The following is a 15,445-nucleotide window of genomic DNA, read 5'->3' on the forward strand; positions in this document are numbered from 1 at the left end:
GAGGCCGGACGCTAGCAAGACATCAGACATCTGACAACAGATGCTTAGGCGGGCCGGCGCGCAGGTCGCAGCGTGCACGCCGCGCGACGCGCGGGCGCAGGGATGTGTCAGGAGAGGGTGCGAGCTCCGGTGCGGGGGCTCAGACGCGGGACGCGGTGATGTCCCCGACCACGCGGACCTCCACGTCGACGCCGTCGACGGTGTCCGGGACCTCGACGTCGTCGGACGTCACGTTGACGCGCAGGAGCCAGTCGTCGACGGTGCGCTGCGGCCGGTCGCCGCGCTGGGGCGCACCGGCCATGTGGGCGCGCGCGATCCCGACGCCGGTCACGCCGTCGAGGCCCGCGAGCTCGTCGCGGAGCGCGGCCTTGGCCTCACGCGCTCGTTCGAGGGTCGCCACGGCAACCACCTCCCGACACCCATTGTGCGCCTGCCGCGCCCGATGCGGCAGGGCCGAGGGTCCCGACCCTCGCGGCAGCTCAGTCGAGCAGGGTCGCGCCGAGGCGCTCGAGCACGGTCCCGACCGGGTTGCAGTACGTCAGCCCCGTGCCGTTCGCGCCGCCCGTCTCCGAGCCCGCGAACAGCAGGCCGATCGCGACGCCGTCCTCGCGGTACACGAGCGACCCCGAGTCCCCGCCGCGCGAGAACGGCCCGTCCCCCGTGGACTCGACCTCGATCTGGTCGTCGAAGCGCAGCGCGCCCAGGCCGCCGCCGTACCCGACGACGACGTCGTCGAGCTCGATCGCCGTCACGCGGCCCGCCGTGACCCCCGTGGTGCGCCCGGACTTGCCGACCGCCTCGGCGCCCAGCGCCGCGGCCGTGCGCGTGACGCGCCCGACGGGGTACTCGAGGTCCACGTCCGGGTCGTCGAGCAGCGCGACGGCCGCGTCCACGGTCTGCGTGACACCCGCCTCCAGCGGCACGAGCGCGGCGAGCGTCCCGACGCGGTCGTCGGGCGCGCCGCCGCCGTCGGCGGGGCCGGGCTGCACGACGACGTCGCCCACCCGGGCGGACGTCGACCCGGCGAGCACGTGCCAGTTGGACAGCGCGTAGACCGACGCCGCGTCCGCGCCGGCGACCGGGGGCTGCGCGACGCGCACGAACGCCCCGAGCGTCCCCGCCGTGACGTCGACGTGCGCGACCGAGACTCCCGGCCGCAGCGGCCGCACACGTCCCGTCTCACCGGTGGCGTACGCGGTGACGACCGGCGGGCGCACCCCCGGCCGGTCCGTGCCCACGCCCCCCGGCCCCGGGTCCGCGGCGAGCGGCCGGATCCGGCCCGTGCGGCGCACGTCGACCGTGTCCCCCGCCTCCGACGCGACCTTGCGCGCGATGCTGCGGGCCGCCGGCACCCCGAGCCGGTACCGGACCGCGATCGCGTACCCGCCGTCGTCGCGCGGGGCGAGGCCGATCGCGAGCGTCGGGGCGCGCACCGCCTCGGCGAGGTCGGGCACGTCGTGCGCCTCGATCGCGACGCCCGAGCGCTCCGCGAGCTCGCGCGCGTAGTCCGCGAGCTGCGACTTGATCTCCCGCGCCTTCTGCTGGTCCATCGGTGCACCGTCCCCTCGCCCGACGGACGGCTGCCCGCCGTCCGCGTCCTGCCGAGCGAGTCTGACGGCAGCCGCCCACACGCGCACCGCGACGCGCCGTCCTCCGGCGACCGGGCCCGAGCGCGTCGTACGACTCCCCGGCGACCCGCGCGACGACCCGCGCGCGGCGGCGTCGCCGCGCGCGGGCCGGTCGGCTCAGGAGCAGTCCACCGTCTCGTACGCCACGTCGACGGCGGCCGTGCGCCCGCCTGCGGACGCCGACACCCGGGCGCTGCCCGCGTCGAGCGTCGCCGACCGCGACGAGAACGACTGGTAGGCGGACGCACCCGGCCGCACGCCCTCGACGGTCCGCTCCCCGAACGGCGTGCTCAGCGTGACGTCCACCCGCACCGTGTCCTCGTTCGTCGCCCGGACCGCGACGTAGGCGGTCCCGGCGAGGCAGCGCGCGACGACCTGCGTGGCGAGGTCGACGTCGTCGCCGCCCGCGGTGTACGCGATGATCCCGCGCACGGCCTCGGTGGCGCGGACGACGGTGGCGGACGCGCCCGCGTCGTCGACCTGCTCCCGCCCGAGGTCCTGCGCCTGCACGACCCGGGCGTCCGCGGTCGCCCAGTCGCCGCGGTCCGCGGCCTCGAGCGCCTGCAGCACGAGGTCCTGGATCTCCGCGCCGACGGCGCCGTCGACGGTCCCGGCGGCGACGCGCTCGGCCACCAGGTCGGCGACGTCCGTGTACCACGACGGGTCGGCGGCGGGCTCGGGGATCACGAGCCCGACCTCGACCGCGGCCCGCGTCGCGGCGACGACCGCGTCCCGGTACGCCTCGGCGTCGGGGTACCACGCGGCGAGCGTCGCGTCGTCGACCGGCGTGGACCCGCCGTCGAGGAAGCAGAAGCCGGGGCCCGCGTTGGCGCCGGAGTTGATCCGCGTCGGCACGTCCTGCTGGGCGAGCCGGATCCCGCCCTGGCCGAGGCCGCGCTCGTCGCGCACGACCGTGCGGGGGTTGTCGGTGAGCTCGATCGGCGCGGCCGACGGGGGCGCGGTGCCGTCCGCCACCCACGCGGCGACGTGGTCGTAGACCGCCCCCTGGACCATGTGCTGCGGCACGCGGGACCCCGACGGCTGCTCGCACGTCTGCGGCGTGCCCGGGTAGCCGCCCGGCGCGCTGCCGACGTCGCGCAGGCGCAGGCGCCCGTAGTCGGTGATGAGCTTCCAGTCGCCGTGCGACGCGCCCGCGACCTCCCAGGTCCGCAGGAGCTCCGAGTCCGGCTGGCGCTGCGCGGCGCCGAGCAGGTCGATCGCGACGTCGGTCTCGCTGTTGATCTTGAAGACCGGGGTGTCGATGTCGTCGCGGACCAGACCGCCACCGCCGTGCAGCACGACCGCGTCGACCACGCCGGCGAGCGGGTCGACCGAGTTCACGTACGACCACAGCCGGCCGGCGGACTGCGAGTGCCCGGTGGCCACGACGCGCTCGGCGTCGAGCGGGCCGAGCGGCGCGACGCCCACGGGGTCGCGCACCGCGGCGACCGCCTGGCTGAACACGTCCCAGGACAGCGTGTCGTCGGTGACGGCGCCGCCGTCGGTGAGGTCGAGCGTGCCGTAGCGGTCGGGGCTCCACGCGCGCAGGCCCGTCGCGGAGTGGACGCCGGCGACCTGGGCCGAGACGCCGACCCACGCGTAGCCGCCGCGCACGAGGTGCTCGTGCGTCTGGAACCAGTCGACCTCCTGGTCCCACTGGTTCGAGACGTTGTACCACTCGGCGATCACGGTCCCGTTGAACGCGGCGGGGTCCACGGGTCGGCGCACAACGATGCGCGTGCGGTAGTCGTGACCGGTGCTGAGCACCGTCGCGTCGGTTACGCCGTCGGCCTGGTAGCGCGTCGCCTGGCCCTCGACGAAGAACTCCTCCTCGACGTAGCCGCGCGACGTCAGGTCGTAGTCCGTCGCGAGGAACGGGTAGCCGTGCGCGGGGTCGCCGAGCGGCGAGGTCACGGGGACCGGGCCGGTCACCGTGGGGTCGGGCACCGCCGCGTGCGCGGGCGCGACGGTGGTGGCGCCGGCCAGGAGCAGCGCTCCGGTCACGGCGAGGGCGAGCGGGCGTCGGACGGGGGGTGCGGGCATGACATCTCCTTCGTCGGACCCGACCTCGTCGTCGGGCTCGCCCAGCAGACTACGGTCGCGACCGGGCTTTCGTCGACAGGCGTCCAGGTTGTGTCGCCGGACCGACAGAAGCCGCCGAGACCTCACGCGCGCAGGAGCTGCTCCACCCGCACCGACCGCCGCCGCGCCACGACGAGCGTCGTCACCGCGGCGGACGCGAGGCCCCACAGCACGAGCGCCACGACGTCGCCCGCCCCGCCCGCCGCGCCCGGGTCGACGACCGCCGTGAGGACGCGCAGCGCCGAGCCCACGGGCAGCGCGTCGCGCAGGCTCGTGAGCGCGGCGGGGACGGTCGCCACGATCCCGGTGGCGACGAGCAGCACCGCGACGAGCAGCGAGAGCGCGCGCCCCACGTTCCCGAGGAGCGCCGCGAGCGCCTGGTTGAGCGCCACGAACACCACCGACGCGAGCGCCCCCACGCCCAGCAGCGCGAGCCACCCGCCGAGGCTCGCCCCCTCGACCGCCGCGAGGACGCCCCCGACCACGAGGCCCGTGACGGCCGCGACACCCGCGGGCAGCGCGAGCGCCGCGAGGGCGAGCCGGCCCGCGCTGCGCGTGGAGCCGAGGAGCGTGGCGGGCACGGGCGGGAACGCGACGAAGAGCGCGAGCGCCCCGAGCCACAGGGCGAGCACGGCGAACAGCGGGCCGGTCGAGCCGGTGCCCAGGTCGTCGACGCCCGGCGCGGCCACGGGGTCCGCGACGACGGTCGAGAGGTTCTCGCGCTCCGCGTCGGTGTACGACGGCACCTGCTCGACCGCCTCGCCCAGGCCCTGCGCGAGCTCGGTCGTGCCGTCGGCGAGCTGCCCGACGCCGCCCGCGAGGTCGCCCGCGCCCGTCGCGAGCTCCTCCGTCCCGGTCGCGAGGCCGGCCGCGCCCGTGCCGAGCGCCCCGACCCCGGTCGCGAGGCCGGACGCGCCCGACGAGAGCTCGCCCGCACCGCCCGCGAGCTGCGCGGCGCCGTCGGCCACCTGGTCCGCGCCCGTCGCGAGCTGCCCGAGCCCGGACGCGAGGTCGGCGGAGCCGCCCGCGACGCCCGTCGCGCCGGTCGACGCCTGCGCCGCCCCGGACGCGAGCGCCTGCGCGCCCTGCGCCGCCTGGTCGACCCCGGCCGCGAGCGCGTAGAGCCCGCTCGGCCCGTCCGCGCCGGACGGCTGCCCGGCGAGCGCGGCGCTGCCGACCGCGACCTCCGCCGCGCCGACGGCGAGGGGTCGCAGCGCGGCGAGCTGCTCGTCGAGCGCGGCGCACGTGGGCGTCGCCGGGTCCGTCACGCAACCGGCGTCGACCCGCTGCCGCTCGATCCCCGCGACGACCTGGGCGAGGCCGTCGGCGACGCCCCGCGCGCCCGTCGAGACCCGCGTCGCGAACGCGGGGAGCGACGTCGAGCCGCCGCCGGGCAGCGGGACGGCGGTGATCGACGCGTCGAGCGTCCCGAGCCCGCTCGCGAGCCCGGCCGCGCCCGTCGACAGGCTCGCCACGCCGTCCGCCAGACCCTGAGCTCCCGTCGCGAGCGAGCCCGCCCCGGACGCCGACCGCGCGACGCCGTCCGCGACCTGGCGCGACCCGGAGGCGACGCCCTGCGCCCCGGTCGCGAGGTCGCCCGCCCCGGACGCGAGCCGGTCGGCCCCGTCCCCGAGCTCGCCCACGCCCGACGCGAGCTCGCCCGCGCCGGTCGCGAGGTCGTCAGCGCCCGACGCGAGCTGCGTGGCGCCGTAGCTCGCCCGGGACGCACCGTCGGCGAGCTGGCCCGCGCCATCGGCGGCGTCCCCGAGCTGGTCGTGGAGGGTCGTGAAGCCGACGAGGACGCCGTCGACGTAGTTCTCGGTGAGGGTCGTGCCGAGCACGGTCGTCGCGGTCGTCGTGACGATCCGCGCGAGGGCCTCGTCCACGACGCGGCCACCGGGCGCGGTCTCGACGGAGAGCGTCGCCTGCGTCGCGTCCGCCGCGTCGCCGCTGAACGACGTCGCGGCGGCCGAGAAGTCCTCCGGGATGGTCACGACCGCCGCGTACGTGCCGTCGGCGAGGCCGGACGCCGCGTCCTCGGCGTCGGTGATGACCCAGTCGTAGTTGGTCGTCCCCGGCGCGGGCTGCACCGCGACCGGGCCGGTGTCCGTGGACGACGCCCCGCCGCTGACGAGCCCCGCGGTGAGCTGGCGCCCGAGCGGCACGGTCTGGCCGTCGACCTCGACGGGCTCGTCGAGGTTGACGACCGCGGCCTGCACGGTGTCGAGGCGCTCCTGCGGGTCCCACAGCGCCCCCAGCAGCAGCCCGAGCACGGCGAGCGGCAGGACGACGGCGGCGGCCACGGTCCACGCGCGGCGCGCGTCGACGCGGCGCGCGCCCGCCGCGGGTGCGTCCGGGACGGCGGGCTCGGCCTGCGCCGGCTCGGGCGGGAAGACGCTCATGCGGGCACCTCCTCGGTGCGCGGGCCGACGACGGGCGCGGCGGGCACCGTGTGGGCGGGGTCGGGGTCGTGCAGGTCCAGCACCGGCGTCCCCGGTGGGGCCAGGTCGGTCGGGGCCGGGCCGACGGCGCCGAGCACGACCGCCGTCCCGCCCCCCACGGCACGCGCGAGCGACGCCGCGAGCGCCCCGCGCTCCGCCGGCGCGGTCACCGCGTCCGTGCCGACCACGACGAGGAGCCGCGGGGACTCGCGCAGCACAGCGTCGACCGCGGCCGCGGCGGGCACGCGGTGCGCCGCGGGCGCGGGCGCGTCGCCCGGCAGCGCGGCGACGTCGGCCGCGAGGTCGACGAGCGCGACCCGGCGCCGCACGCTGCCCGCGCGCTCGGGCAGCACGAGGCCCGTCACCTTGAGCGCGCCCCCGGCGGGCTTGAGCCGCCCCCCGAGCGCGAGCACCACCCCGGACACCGCCGCGGGCGACGTGCCGTGCACGACGAGCGCACCGCCGTCGGGCACGCGGACCGTGACCGGCTCCGCGAGCGGGCCGTGCGCCCCCGCGACGACGAGACCGTGCGCGACGACGGCGTCCGTGCTCCCCGGCTCCGGCCAGTCGGCGAGCGCGATCTCCCTCGACAGGCCCTCGCCCTCGACGTCGAAGGACGGCAGCACCCGGTCGAGCCAGCGCGGCATCCACCACGCCCGCTCCCCGAGCAGCGCGAGCACCGCCGGCACGAGCGTCATGCGCACCACGAACGCGTCGACGAGCACGCCGACGGCCAGCCCGAGCGCGATCGGCTTGAGGCTCATGTCGCCCTCGGGCACGAACGCCACGAACACGGCGAACATGATGACCGCGGCCGCGGTGACGACCTTCGCCGACGCCTGGAAGCCCGTCGAGATCGAGCGCCGCGCCCGGCCCGAGTGCACGTAGTCCTCGCGGATGCGCGCGACGAGGAACACCTCGTAGTCCATCGCGAGGCCGAACAGCACGCCCATGAGCACGATCGGCATGAAGCTGATCACCGGGCCGAGCCGCGTGACGTTGAGCGCGTCGGCGAGCACGCCGTCCTCGAACACGAGCGTCACGACGCCGAACGCCGCGCCCACCGAGAACAGGTACCCGAGCGTCGCCTTGACCGGCACCGCGATCGACCGGAACACCATCGTCAGGAGCACGAGCGACAGGCCCACGACGACGAACGCGAACGGCAGCAGCGCCGCCCCCAGCTTCGCCGACACGTCGATCCCGACGGCCGTGAACCCCGTGACGGACAGGTCGACGCCGTACTCGTCGAGGAAGTGGTCGTGCAGCGCCCGGAGCTCGTTCACGAGGTCCTTCGTCTCCTCGGAGTCGGGCGCCCCCGTGGGCACGACCTGCACGATGCCCGTGTCCGCCGTCGGGTTGGGCGTCGAGAGCGGCACGTCCGCGACGCCGGGCAGCGTCGCGATCTCGTCGCCCAGGTCGTCCATCAGGCCGAGCGGGTCCGTCGACGTGACGATCGTGCCCGTCACGATGAGCGGACCGTTGAACCCCGGCCCGAAGTGCTCCGACACCAGGTCGTACGTGACGCGCGCCTGGTTGTCCTCCGGCAGCGTGCCCGCGTCGGGCAGCGCGAGCTGGAGGTCCCGCGCCGGCAGCGTCAGCAGCACGATCGCCGCGACGACGATCCCGATCGTCAGCAGCGGCACCCGCGTCACGGTCCGCACCCACCCGGCGAAGAACCGGTTGTGGTGCTCCACGGGCGCGCTCGGCTCAGCCGCAGCGGGCTCGGCCGCCGTGGTCGCGTCGGGCGCCGTGGTCGCCTCCGGGTCCGCCCCCGCCGCTCGGCGAGCGCCTCGCCCCGTCGTCCCCGACCGGCCGCCCGAGCGGCGGCGCCCCCGACGGCGACGCGGAGCCTTCGGGCGGAGGCGCTCGCCCGCGAACCCCAGCATCGCGGGCAGCAGCGTGATCGAGACGAGGACGGCGAGCCCGACGCCGACGGCGGCGGCGACGCCCATCACGGTGAGGAACGGGATGCCGGCGACGCCGAGGCCGACGAGCGCGATCATCACGGTGAGGCCGGCGAAGATGACGGCGGACCCGGCGGTCGCGACGGACCGCGCGGCGGCCTCGGGGACGGGCAGGCCGCTCGCGAGCTCGTCGCGGTGCCGGGACACGATGAACAGCGCGTAGTCGATGCCGACGGCGAGGCCGAGCATGACGGCGAGCATCGGGGTCGTCGAGTTGATCTGGGCGACGGCGGTCGCGGCGAACAGCAGGCCCATGGTCACGCCGACGCCGGTGACGGCGTTGAGGAGCGGCATGCCCGCGGCGACGAACGAGCCGAACGTGAGGACGAGGACGACGAGCGCGACGACGAGGCCGAGCGCCTCGGTGACGGAGAGGCTGGGGAACTCGGTGCTGAAGAGCTGGCCCCCGAGCGAGGCCTGCGCGCCGTCGGGCAGCGCGGCGGCGAGGTCGTCGACGACGTCGTCGAGCGCGTCCTTCGTGGCGTCGCTGACCTCGCTCTGGCCCTCGTCGAGCTGGATCGTCATGAGCGTCGCGACGTCGTCGTCGCTGACGGACGCGGGCATGGTGTCGTCGTAGGGCGAGGTGACGGCGGCGACGCCGTCGACGGCGCCGAGCGCGTCGACCGCGTCCTCGACGGGCCCGCGGACGGCGTCGTCCTCGATGGTCGAGCCGTCGGGCGCCACGACGACGACCTGCGCGGTCGCGCCGCTGACCTGCGGGAACGTGGTCGCCAGGCGGTCGAGCGCGGCCTGGGACTCCGTGCCGGGGATGGTGACCTGGTCGTCGAGCCCCTGGCCCACGAGCCCGGCGAGCGCCCCGGCGAGCACGAGGACGCCGATCCAGGCGGCGAGCACCAGGCGGCGCGCCCCGACCGCCCACCTGCCGAGCGAGTACAGCGCTGAGGACACGGGCGGCCTCCTGGGAGAGTGCTGGACGAGAATTAGGATACGCCGCTGTATCCGATGCGCGAACGTATCGGATACACTGGTGTATCGCAAGGCCGCCGTGCGGGCGGCACCGGCCGACAGTGGGAGCATGTCCGGCGTGACGACGGACCTCGACCCGACCCGCGTGGACCGCGGCACCGAGAGCGAGCCCCCGCTCTCCCGGCGCCGCGAGCGCACCCGCGAGCGCCTGCTCGACGCCGCCTACGGGCTGTTCGCCGAGCACGGCATCAACGGCACCTCGATCGAGGCGGTCTGCGAGGCCGCCGGGTTCACGCGTGGCGCGTTCTACTCGAACTTCGACTCCAAGGACGAGCTCTTCCTCGCCCTCACCGAGCGCGAGATCCGCACCCGGATGCGCAGCCTCGAGGTCGCCGTCGAGCACCTCCCGGACGACCCGGTGCGGGACGGGGTGATCGCCCCCGACACGATCGCGGCCATCGTCGCGGCCGTCATGGCCGACCCGCGCGACGAGCGCCGCTGGTGCCTCATGAACGCCGAGCTCGAGCTCCTCGCGCTGCGCGACCCCCAGGTCGCCGTGCGGTTCGCCGAGCAGGAGGAGTCGTTCCGCGACGAGCTCGCGGACCTCCTCACGCGCGTGCTCACCCAGGTCGGCATGCGGTTCGCGATCGACCCCGTCGCCGCGACGCGCGTCCTCATCAGCGCGTACACGGGCGCCGCGCGCGACGCGTTCCTCGGCCCGGCGGGCGAGGACGCGGTGCTGCGGGCGCAGTCGACCGACTGGCTCCCGGCGCTCGTCGGCCGCCTCGTCGAGCCGGACCCCGCGGCCGCCTGACCGCGGCCGCCCGACGTCGCGACCGCCCGACGCCACGACGGCCGCCCTGTCAGTGGCGCAGGTCACACTGGCCGCATGACTCTCACCTTCAGCGGCGCCGTGTTCGACTGCGCCGACCCCGCCGTCGTGGCGGACTTCTGGCAGGCCGCGCTCGGCTGGTCCGGGCGCGAGACCGGACCGCACGGCGAGTCCGTGCTCTTCCCGCGCGACGGCGAGACCGTCCTCGGGCCGCCGAGCCTCGTCTTCCAGCGCGTCCCCGAGGGCAAGGCCGTGAAGAACCGCGTGCACCTCGACTTCGCGTCGTCCGGGCAGGCGGACGACGTCGCGCGGCTCGAGGGCCTCGGCGCGCGCCGCGTCGACGTGGGGCAGAGCCCGCAGGACACGTTCGTCGTCATGGCGGACGTCGAGGGGAACGAGTTCTGCGTGCTGCGCGAGGACTGACCGCGCGGCGCTGTCACGCGCCGGACCGCTGGGCGGTCGACCCCTCGTCAGGGACGCCGGTGCACGCGCCGCGTCCTCGCGACCGACGAGGAGACTGCCATGCCCGAGAACCCGCTCGTCGTGCTCCTGCACGGCGCGTTCACCGACTCCGCGCACTGGTCGGGCGTCATCGCGCGCCTGCGCGCGCACGACGTCGACGCCCTCGCCCTCGCGAACCCGCTGCGCAGCGTCGTCACGGACGCGCAGTACGTGCGCGACGCGGTCGGGGACTCCGGCCGCCCGCTCGTCCTCGCGGCGCACGCGTACGGCGGCGTCGTCGCCACGGAGGCCGTCGCCGAGGGGCTCGGGGACGTGCGGGGCATCGTCTACGTCGCGGGGCTCGCCCCGGACACCGGCGAGAGCGCGGTCGACCTCGTCGGCCGGTTCCCCGGCAGCACGCTCGACGCCGCCCTCGGGCGCACGTCGCTCGTCGACGACCTCGACGACCTGTGGGTCCGCCCCGACGCGTACCACGCGCAGGTCGCGGCCGACGTCGACGAGCAGACCGCGTACGTGGCCGCGCGCACCCAGCGGCCCGTCACGGACGTCGCGCTGAGCCAGGTGCTGCTCGCCGGCACACCGGCGTGGAAGACGGTGCCGTCGTGGTTCGTGTTCGGGTCCGAGGACCGCACCATCCCTGCGGCGGCCCACCGCTGGATGGCGGGCCGCGCCGGGGCGCGCGGCGTCGACGAGGTCCCGGGCGCGTCGCACGCCGTCGCCGTCTCGGCGCCGGACCGGGTCGCGCGCGCCGTGCTCGACGCGCTCGGGTCGTCGCGCGCGGTCGCGGCGTGACGGCGCGGGACGGACGGGGACGACCATGATCACCACCACCGCGCTCGGACCGGTCCGGACGGTCGACGCCGGACCGCTCACCGTCGGCTACGTCGAGGCGGGCGACCCCGCCGGGCCGCCCGTGCTGCTCCTGCACGGGTACCCGTACGACGTGCACTCCTACGTCGACGTGGTACCGCTGCTCGCCGCCCAGGGGCTGCGCGTCGTCGTGCCGTACCTGCGCGGGCACGGCCCCACGACGTTCCGCGACCGGCGCACGCCGCGCTCGGGCCAGCAGGGCGCGCTCGGCGCCGACGTCGTCGCGCTCCTCGACGCGCTCGGCATCGACGCCGCGGTGCTCGCGGGCTACGACTGGGGCGGTCGCGCCGCGTGCGTGGCGGCCGCGCTCTGGCCGGAGCGCGTCACCGGGCTCGTGAGCGTCAACGGCTACCTCGTGCAGGACGTCGCCGCCTCGCGAACCCCGCTGCCCCCCGACCTCGAGGCCGGCTTCTGGTACTTCTGGTACTTCTCGACCGAGCGCGGGCGCCGCGGGCTCACGCAGAACCGCGCCGAGGTCGCGCGCGTCATCCGGGCCCGGAACTCGCCCGAGCGCACGGTCACCGACGCGGAGCTCGTGCGCGCGGCCGCCGCGTTCGACAACCCCGACTACGTCGACGTCGTCATCCACTCCTACCGCCACCGGCTCGGGCTCGCGCCGGGCGACCCGGCGTACGACGACGTCGAGCGCCGCCTGGCCGACCTGCCGCGGATCGACGTCCCGGCGGTCACGCTCGACGGCCTCGCCGACGGCAACTTCCCCGCGACGGACGGGTCCTCCACGGCGCGGTTCTTCGGCGGGCCGCGCGAGCACCGCCAGGTGCCGCACGCCGGCCACGACCTCCCCGCCGACGCGCCGGAGGCGTTCGCGCAGGCGGTGCTCGACCTCGTGCGGCCGGCGCGCGGCGACGCTCAGCCCGAGCCGGGCACGTACACGGCCGCCGCGCTCGGCGGCGGCTCCCCCACGTCGTCGACCGGGCGGGGCGCGTAGGTCTCCGCCGTGAGGTCCGCACGCTCGACGCGCGAGAGCCGGAACCAGCGGATCGCCTCGCGCGAGCGGCACCAGGCCACGAGGTACCAGCGGCCGTCGGTGTGCGCGAGCAGCACCGGCTCGACGCGGCGCGCGGTGACGTCGCCCCGGCCGTCGCGGTACCGGACGTCCAGGACGCGCGCGTCGGCGAGCGACTGCTCGACCGCGCGCAGCACACCCAGGTGCGTGCGCGCGCGCCCGACGACGTCGCCCCCGGCCGCACGACCCGGCCCGGCCGCGGCGTCGTCCGCACTGCCTCGCCCCGCAGCGCCGTCGCCCGCCGGGACGCCGTGGTCCGTGGCGTCGTCGTCCGTGGTCGCGTCGTCCGTGGTGGCGTGGCGGACCCAGACGCGCGCGGCGAGCGCCTCCGCCCGCGCCCGGTCGCCCGCGGCGAGCGCGTCCCACACCTTGCCGCGCGCGACGCGCGCGTCGACGGCGAACGGGCTGCCGGGCGGGAGCGTCGCGAGCGCGACCGCGACGGCGACCGCCTGCCCGGGCGTGAAGTTCACCGGCGGGAGCGACGCGCTCGGGTCGAGCACGTAACCGCCGCCCGGGCCGGGCTGGGCCCAGACCGTCAGCCCGGCCTGCTGGAGCGCCGCGACGTCGCGCTTGATCGTGCGCTCGCTCACCTCCAGCGCGGCGGCGAGCCGGGCGCCGGTCGTCCCCGTCGGGCCCGCACGGCGCAGCTCCTCGGCCACGGCGTAGAGCCGCTCCGTCCTGTTCACGACCCTCCCCTCGTCGCGAGCCGGGCCACGGGCTCGTCGCCCGCCGCCCGGGCACGGTGCGCCGCACCAGCGTACGGACCCGGCTCGGCTCCCCGGCAGGGACGGCAGGGGACGACAGGGACGAAGGTGCGGTCGGAACGCGCCTGACATCGGTGACAGACCGGTGTCACCGATGCCCTGCAAGGCTGGGGGCATGACCACGAACGAGAGCACGGAGCAGGCCGTCCACGTCGTCCTCGTGCCCGGCTTCTGGCTGGGCGCCTGGGCGTGGGACGACGTCGTCCCCCACCTCGAGGCAGCCGGCCTCGTCCCGCACGCGGTGACACTCCCGGGCCTGGAGCCGGGCACGACCACCGAGGACCGCGCCCGCGTGACGCGCGACGACCACGTCGACGCGGTCGCACGGCTCGTCGACGGCCTCGACGGCCGGGTCGTGCTCGTCGGGCACAGCGGGGGCGGGCCGGTCGTGCAGCAGGTCGCGGACCGTGACCCCGGGCGCATCGAGCGCGTCGTCTACGTCGACACGGGCCCCCTCGTCGACGGCGCGTCGCTCGCACCCGACCTGCCCGCCGACGCGGCGGAGCTCCCGCTCCCCGGCTGGGACGAGGTCGGCGCCGACGGGTCGAGCCTCGACGGCCTCGACGACGCCGCGCTCGCGCGGTTCCGCGACCGTGCGGTGCCCACGCCGGGTCCCGTCTCGCGCGGACCGGTGCGCGTCACGAACCCGGAGCGCCTGCGCGTGCCCGCCACGGCGGTCTGCTGCTCGATCCCGTCCGCGACGCTCGCCGAGCTCGCCCACCCCGGCCCGCCGCTGCACACCGAGCTCGGCGACCTCGCCGACCTCACGTGGGTCGACCTCCCGACGGGCCACTGGCCCATGTTCTCGCGCCCCCGCGACCTCGCCGCCGTCCTCGTCGACGCCGTCTCCTGACCGACCGCGGTGCCCCGACGGGCGCCCGCTCCCGCGTGACCGGGACGGACCGAGGGCCCGAGCGACCGTCGTCACGCCGTCTTCGAGAAAAAGTCACCGAACCCGCGTCACGAACGGCGACTTGTGCCGTCTTGTCGGGTGAAGCGGTCATCAGACCGTAGTAGCCCGATTGACGACGAGACGGACCATGCACGACACCCTGCCTTCCGCCCCCTCCCGCACCGAGGTGCGCTCCGCCCTGCTGTGGGCCCTCGAGCACGACCGCGACGCCCTGCTCGAGCACCGCGAGACCACGCAGCACTGCGCGTGGGCGGCGGCCCGGGGTGCCGCCGACCGCCGCCTCGTGCGCCGCTGGCGCGCCGCGGCGGCACCGGTCCCCTCGACCGTCGCCTGACCGGAGCGGCCGGCGCTCGCCCGACGGCGGGCGCGGCGGTCGTCGAGCCGCCGGCGGTCGTCGGGCCGACGGCGGTCGTCGGGCCGACGGCGGTCGTGCGGACGGGTCCGCGCCGCGCCCGGGCGCATCCGTGGGCGGGCCCGCGGACGAACCCCGGACGAGAGGGCACGTCCGCCCTTCGGGAGGAGGTCGTCATGTTCGCGTCGCTCGCTGCCGGCTCCGGCGGGACGATCGGCATCACCGGGATCGGGAACGGCATGTCGCAGTGGTTCCTGATCTTCGGGGCGCTCGTCATCACCGCGATCCTCGTGGGCGCGTTCTACGAGCTCGGCAAGGCCGTGCACGACCGGCACGTCCACCCGCGCCGCCCCGTGCACCGCTGACGCACGGGACCCGCCGGACGCGCCGTCGCGTCATCGGCCGCCCGTCCCGACCCGTCGGCCTCGCCGTCCGCGCTGCGGCGGCGGACACTGGAGGAAGGACGAGGGCCGGTGACGCGATGGCGAGGACCGCGGGTCGTGGGCCCCGCGCCGACCAGGGCGCGAGGCGGGACGAGCGCGCGCCCGGCACCGCCCAGGGCGCGAGGCAGGACGAGCCCGCGCCCGGCACCGCCTCGTGCGACGGGGCGCTCGACCTCACCACCGCCTACCCCCGGTGGGTCGCGCTGGTCCGCGCCGTCGTCGCGCGACGGCTCGACGACCCCGCGGACACCGACGACGCGACCCAGCTCGTGTTCCTCGCCGCGTGGCGCTCGCGCGACCGGTTCGACCCGGACCGCGGCGACCTCCCGGTCTGGCTGATCGGCATCGCCGACCACGTGTGCGCCGACCTGCGCCGGGCGCGGGCCCGCGAGGCCCGGCGTCGTGAGGCGGCGGGGCGCCACCGCGTCACGACCGCCGTCCCGGACGCCGCCGACGACGTCGCCGCGCGCGTCGACCTCGAGCGAGCCCTGCGCCGTCTCGCGCCGGTCCGCCGGGGCGTCGTTCGCCTCGTCTACGCGCACGACCGCACGCACGCCCAGGTCGCGGCCGAGACGGGCCTGCCGCTCGGCACGGTCAAGAGCCACGCGCGCCGCGGCCTCGCCCAGCTCCGCGCCCGCAGCCGCCCCTGACCACCGCGCCCCGCCCCGCCGAACCGCGCCCCGCCGCGCCGAACACGGGGTTGGTGCCGTTATCAGCCCGATAACGACACCAACCCC

14 protein-coding genes are annotated in these 15,445 nt (G+C 76.8%); 8 read left to right on the forward strand and 6 right to left on the reverse strand.

The features are described 5' to 3' along the window. Nucleotides 1-139: 139 nt before the first annotated feature. The 5 genes from GJV82_RS06500 to GJV82_RS06520 all read right to left on the reverse strand — a co-directional run bounded on the left by GJV82_RS06500 (nucleotide 140) and on the right by GJV82_RS06520 (nucleotide 9,027). Entirely contained in the window at nucleotides 140-400 is a 261-nt protein-coding gene (locus GJV82_RS06500) for a hypothetical protein (RefSeq protein WP_024839833.1), read from the reverse strand. A 79-nt stretch (nucleotides 401-479) separates the two neighbouring features. Next, nucleotides 480-1,550 carry a chymotrypsin family serine protease gene (locus GJV82_RS06505; RefSeq protein WP_155098660.1) on the reverse strand — a complete coding sequence of 357 codons (1,071 nt, stop codon included), beginning with the start codon at nucleotides 1,548-1,550 and terminating at the stop codon, nucleotides 480-482. A 195-nt stretch (nucleotides 1,551-1,745) separates the two neighbouring features. Continuing rightward, a complete protein-coding gene (locus GJV82_RS06510) occupies nucleotides 1,746-3,671 on the reverse strand; it encodes an alpha/beta hydrolase domain-containing protein (RefSeq protein WP_155098661.1) in 1,926 nt (641 codons plus the stop codon). 122 nt (nucleotides 3,672-3,793) lie between these two features. Further along, a complete protein-coding gene (locus tag GJV82_RS06515) occupies nucleotides 3,794-6,112 on the reverse strand; it encodes a YhgE/Pip family protein (RefSeq protein WP_155098662.1) in 2,319 nt (772 codons plus the stop codon). Next, the gene (locus GJV82_RS06520) at nucleotides 6,109-9,027 is read right to left on the reverse strand and encodes an MMPL family transporter (RefSeq protein ID WP_318657364.1); all 2,919 of its coding nucleotides are present in this window, start codon (nucleotides 9,025-9,027) and stop codon (nucleotides 6,109-6,111) included. The genes GJV82_RS06515 and GJV82_RS06520 overlap by 4 nt, the downstream gene beginning before the upstream one ends. Nucleotides 9,028-9,154: 127 nt before the next feature. Here GJV82_RS06520 and GJV82_RS06525 point away from each other — a divergent pair, with 127 nt between their 5' ends. The 4 genes from GJV82_RS06525 to GJV82_RS06540 all read left to right on the forward strand — a co-directional run bounded on the left by GJV82_RS06525 (nucleotide 9,155) and on the right by GJV82_RS06540 (nucleotide 12,158). Continuing rightward, nucleotides 9,155-9,859, forward strand: a complete 705-nt coding sequence (locus GJV82_RS06525) for a TetR/AcrR family transcriptional regulator (protein ID WP_155098664.1) — start codon at nucleotides 9,155-9,157, stop codon at nucleotides 9,857-9,859. A gap of 75 nt (nucleotides 9,860-9,934) precedes the next feature. Then, nucleotides 9,935-10,300, forward strand: coding sequence for a VOC family protein (locus tag GJV82_RS06530; protein ID WP_024839839.1), 366 nt, complete (start codon nucleotides 9,935-9,937; stop codon nucleotides 10,298-10,300). 99 nt (nucleotides 10,301-10,399) lie between these two features. Then, nucleotides 10,400-11,131: an alpha/beta fold hydrolase gene (locus GJV82_RS06535; RefSeq protein WP_024839840.1), complete on the forward strand. Its 732-nt coding sequence runs from the start codon at nucleotides 10,400-10,402 to the stop codon at nucleotides 11,129-11,131. A 25-nt stretch (nucleotides 11,132-11,156) separates the two neighbouring features. Beyond that, a complete protein-coding gene (locus tag GJV82_RS06540) occupies nucleotides 11,157-12,158 on the forward strand; it encodes an alpha/beta fold hydrolase (protein WP_024839841.1) in 1,002 nt (333 codons plus the stop codon). Here the strand turns inward: GJV82_RS06540 and GJV82_RS06545 are convergent. After that, a complete protein-coding gene (locus GJV82_RS06545) occupies nucleotides 12,080-12,922 on the reverse strand; it encodes a helix-turn-helix transcriptional regulator (RefSeq protein ID WP_318657365.1) in 843 nt (280 codons plus the stop codon). The genes GJV82_RS06540 and GJV82_RS06545 overlap by 79 nt on opposite strands. A gap of 193 nt (nucleotides 12,923-13,115) precedes the next feature. Between GJV82_RS06545 and GJV82_RS06550 the strand changes: the two genes are divergently transcribed. From GJV82_RS06550 to GJV82_RS06565, 4 genes are all read left to right on the forward strand, one after another. Beyond that, the gene (locus GJV82_RS06550; protein ID WP_024839843.1) at nucleotides 13,116-13,853 is read left to right on the forward strand and encodes an alpha/beta fold hydrolase; all 738 of its coding nucleotides are present in this window, start codon (nucleotides 13,116-13,118) and stop codon (nucleotides 13,851-13,853) included. A gap of 187 nt (nucleotides 13,854-14,040) precedes the next feature. After that, complete coding sequence (locus tag GJV82_RS06555; protein ID WP_024839844.1) at nucleotides 14,041-14,247, forward strand: hypothetical protein; 207 nt, start codon at nucleotides 14,041-14,043, stop codon at nucleotides 14,245-14,247. A 194-nt stretch (nucleotides 14,248-14,441) separates the two neighbouring features. Next, entirely contained in the window at nucleotides 14,442-14,630 is a 189-nt protein-coding gene (locus GJV82_RS06560; protein WP_155098666.1) for a hypothetical protein, read from the forward strand. 116 nt (nucleotides 14,631-14,746) lie between these two features. After that, a complete protein-coding gene (locus GJV82_RS06565; protein WP_155098667.1) occupies nucleotides 14,747-15,358 on the forward strand; it encodes an RNA polymerase sigma factor in 612 nt (203 codons plus the stop codon). Nucleotides 15,359-15,445: the final 87 nt, after the last annotated feature.

Source organism: Cellulosimicrobium composti, assembly GCF_009711085.1.
GTDB classification, from domain to species: Bacteria; Actinomycetota; Actinomycetes; order Actinomycetales; family Cellulomonadaceae; genus Cellulosimicrobium; species Cellulosimicrobium composti.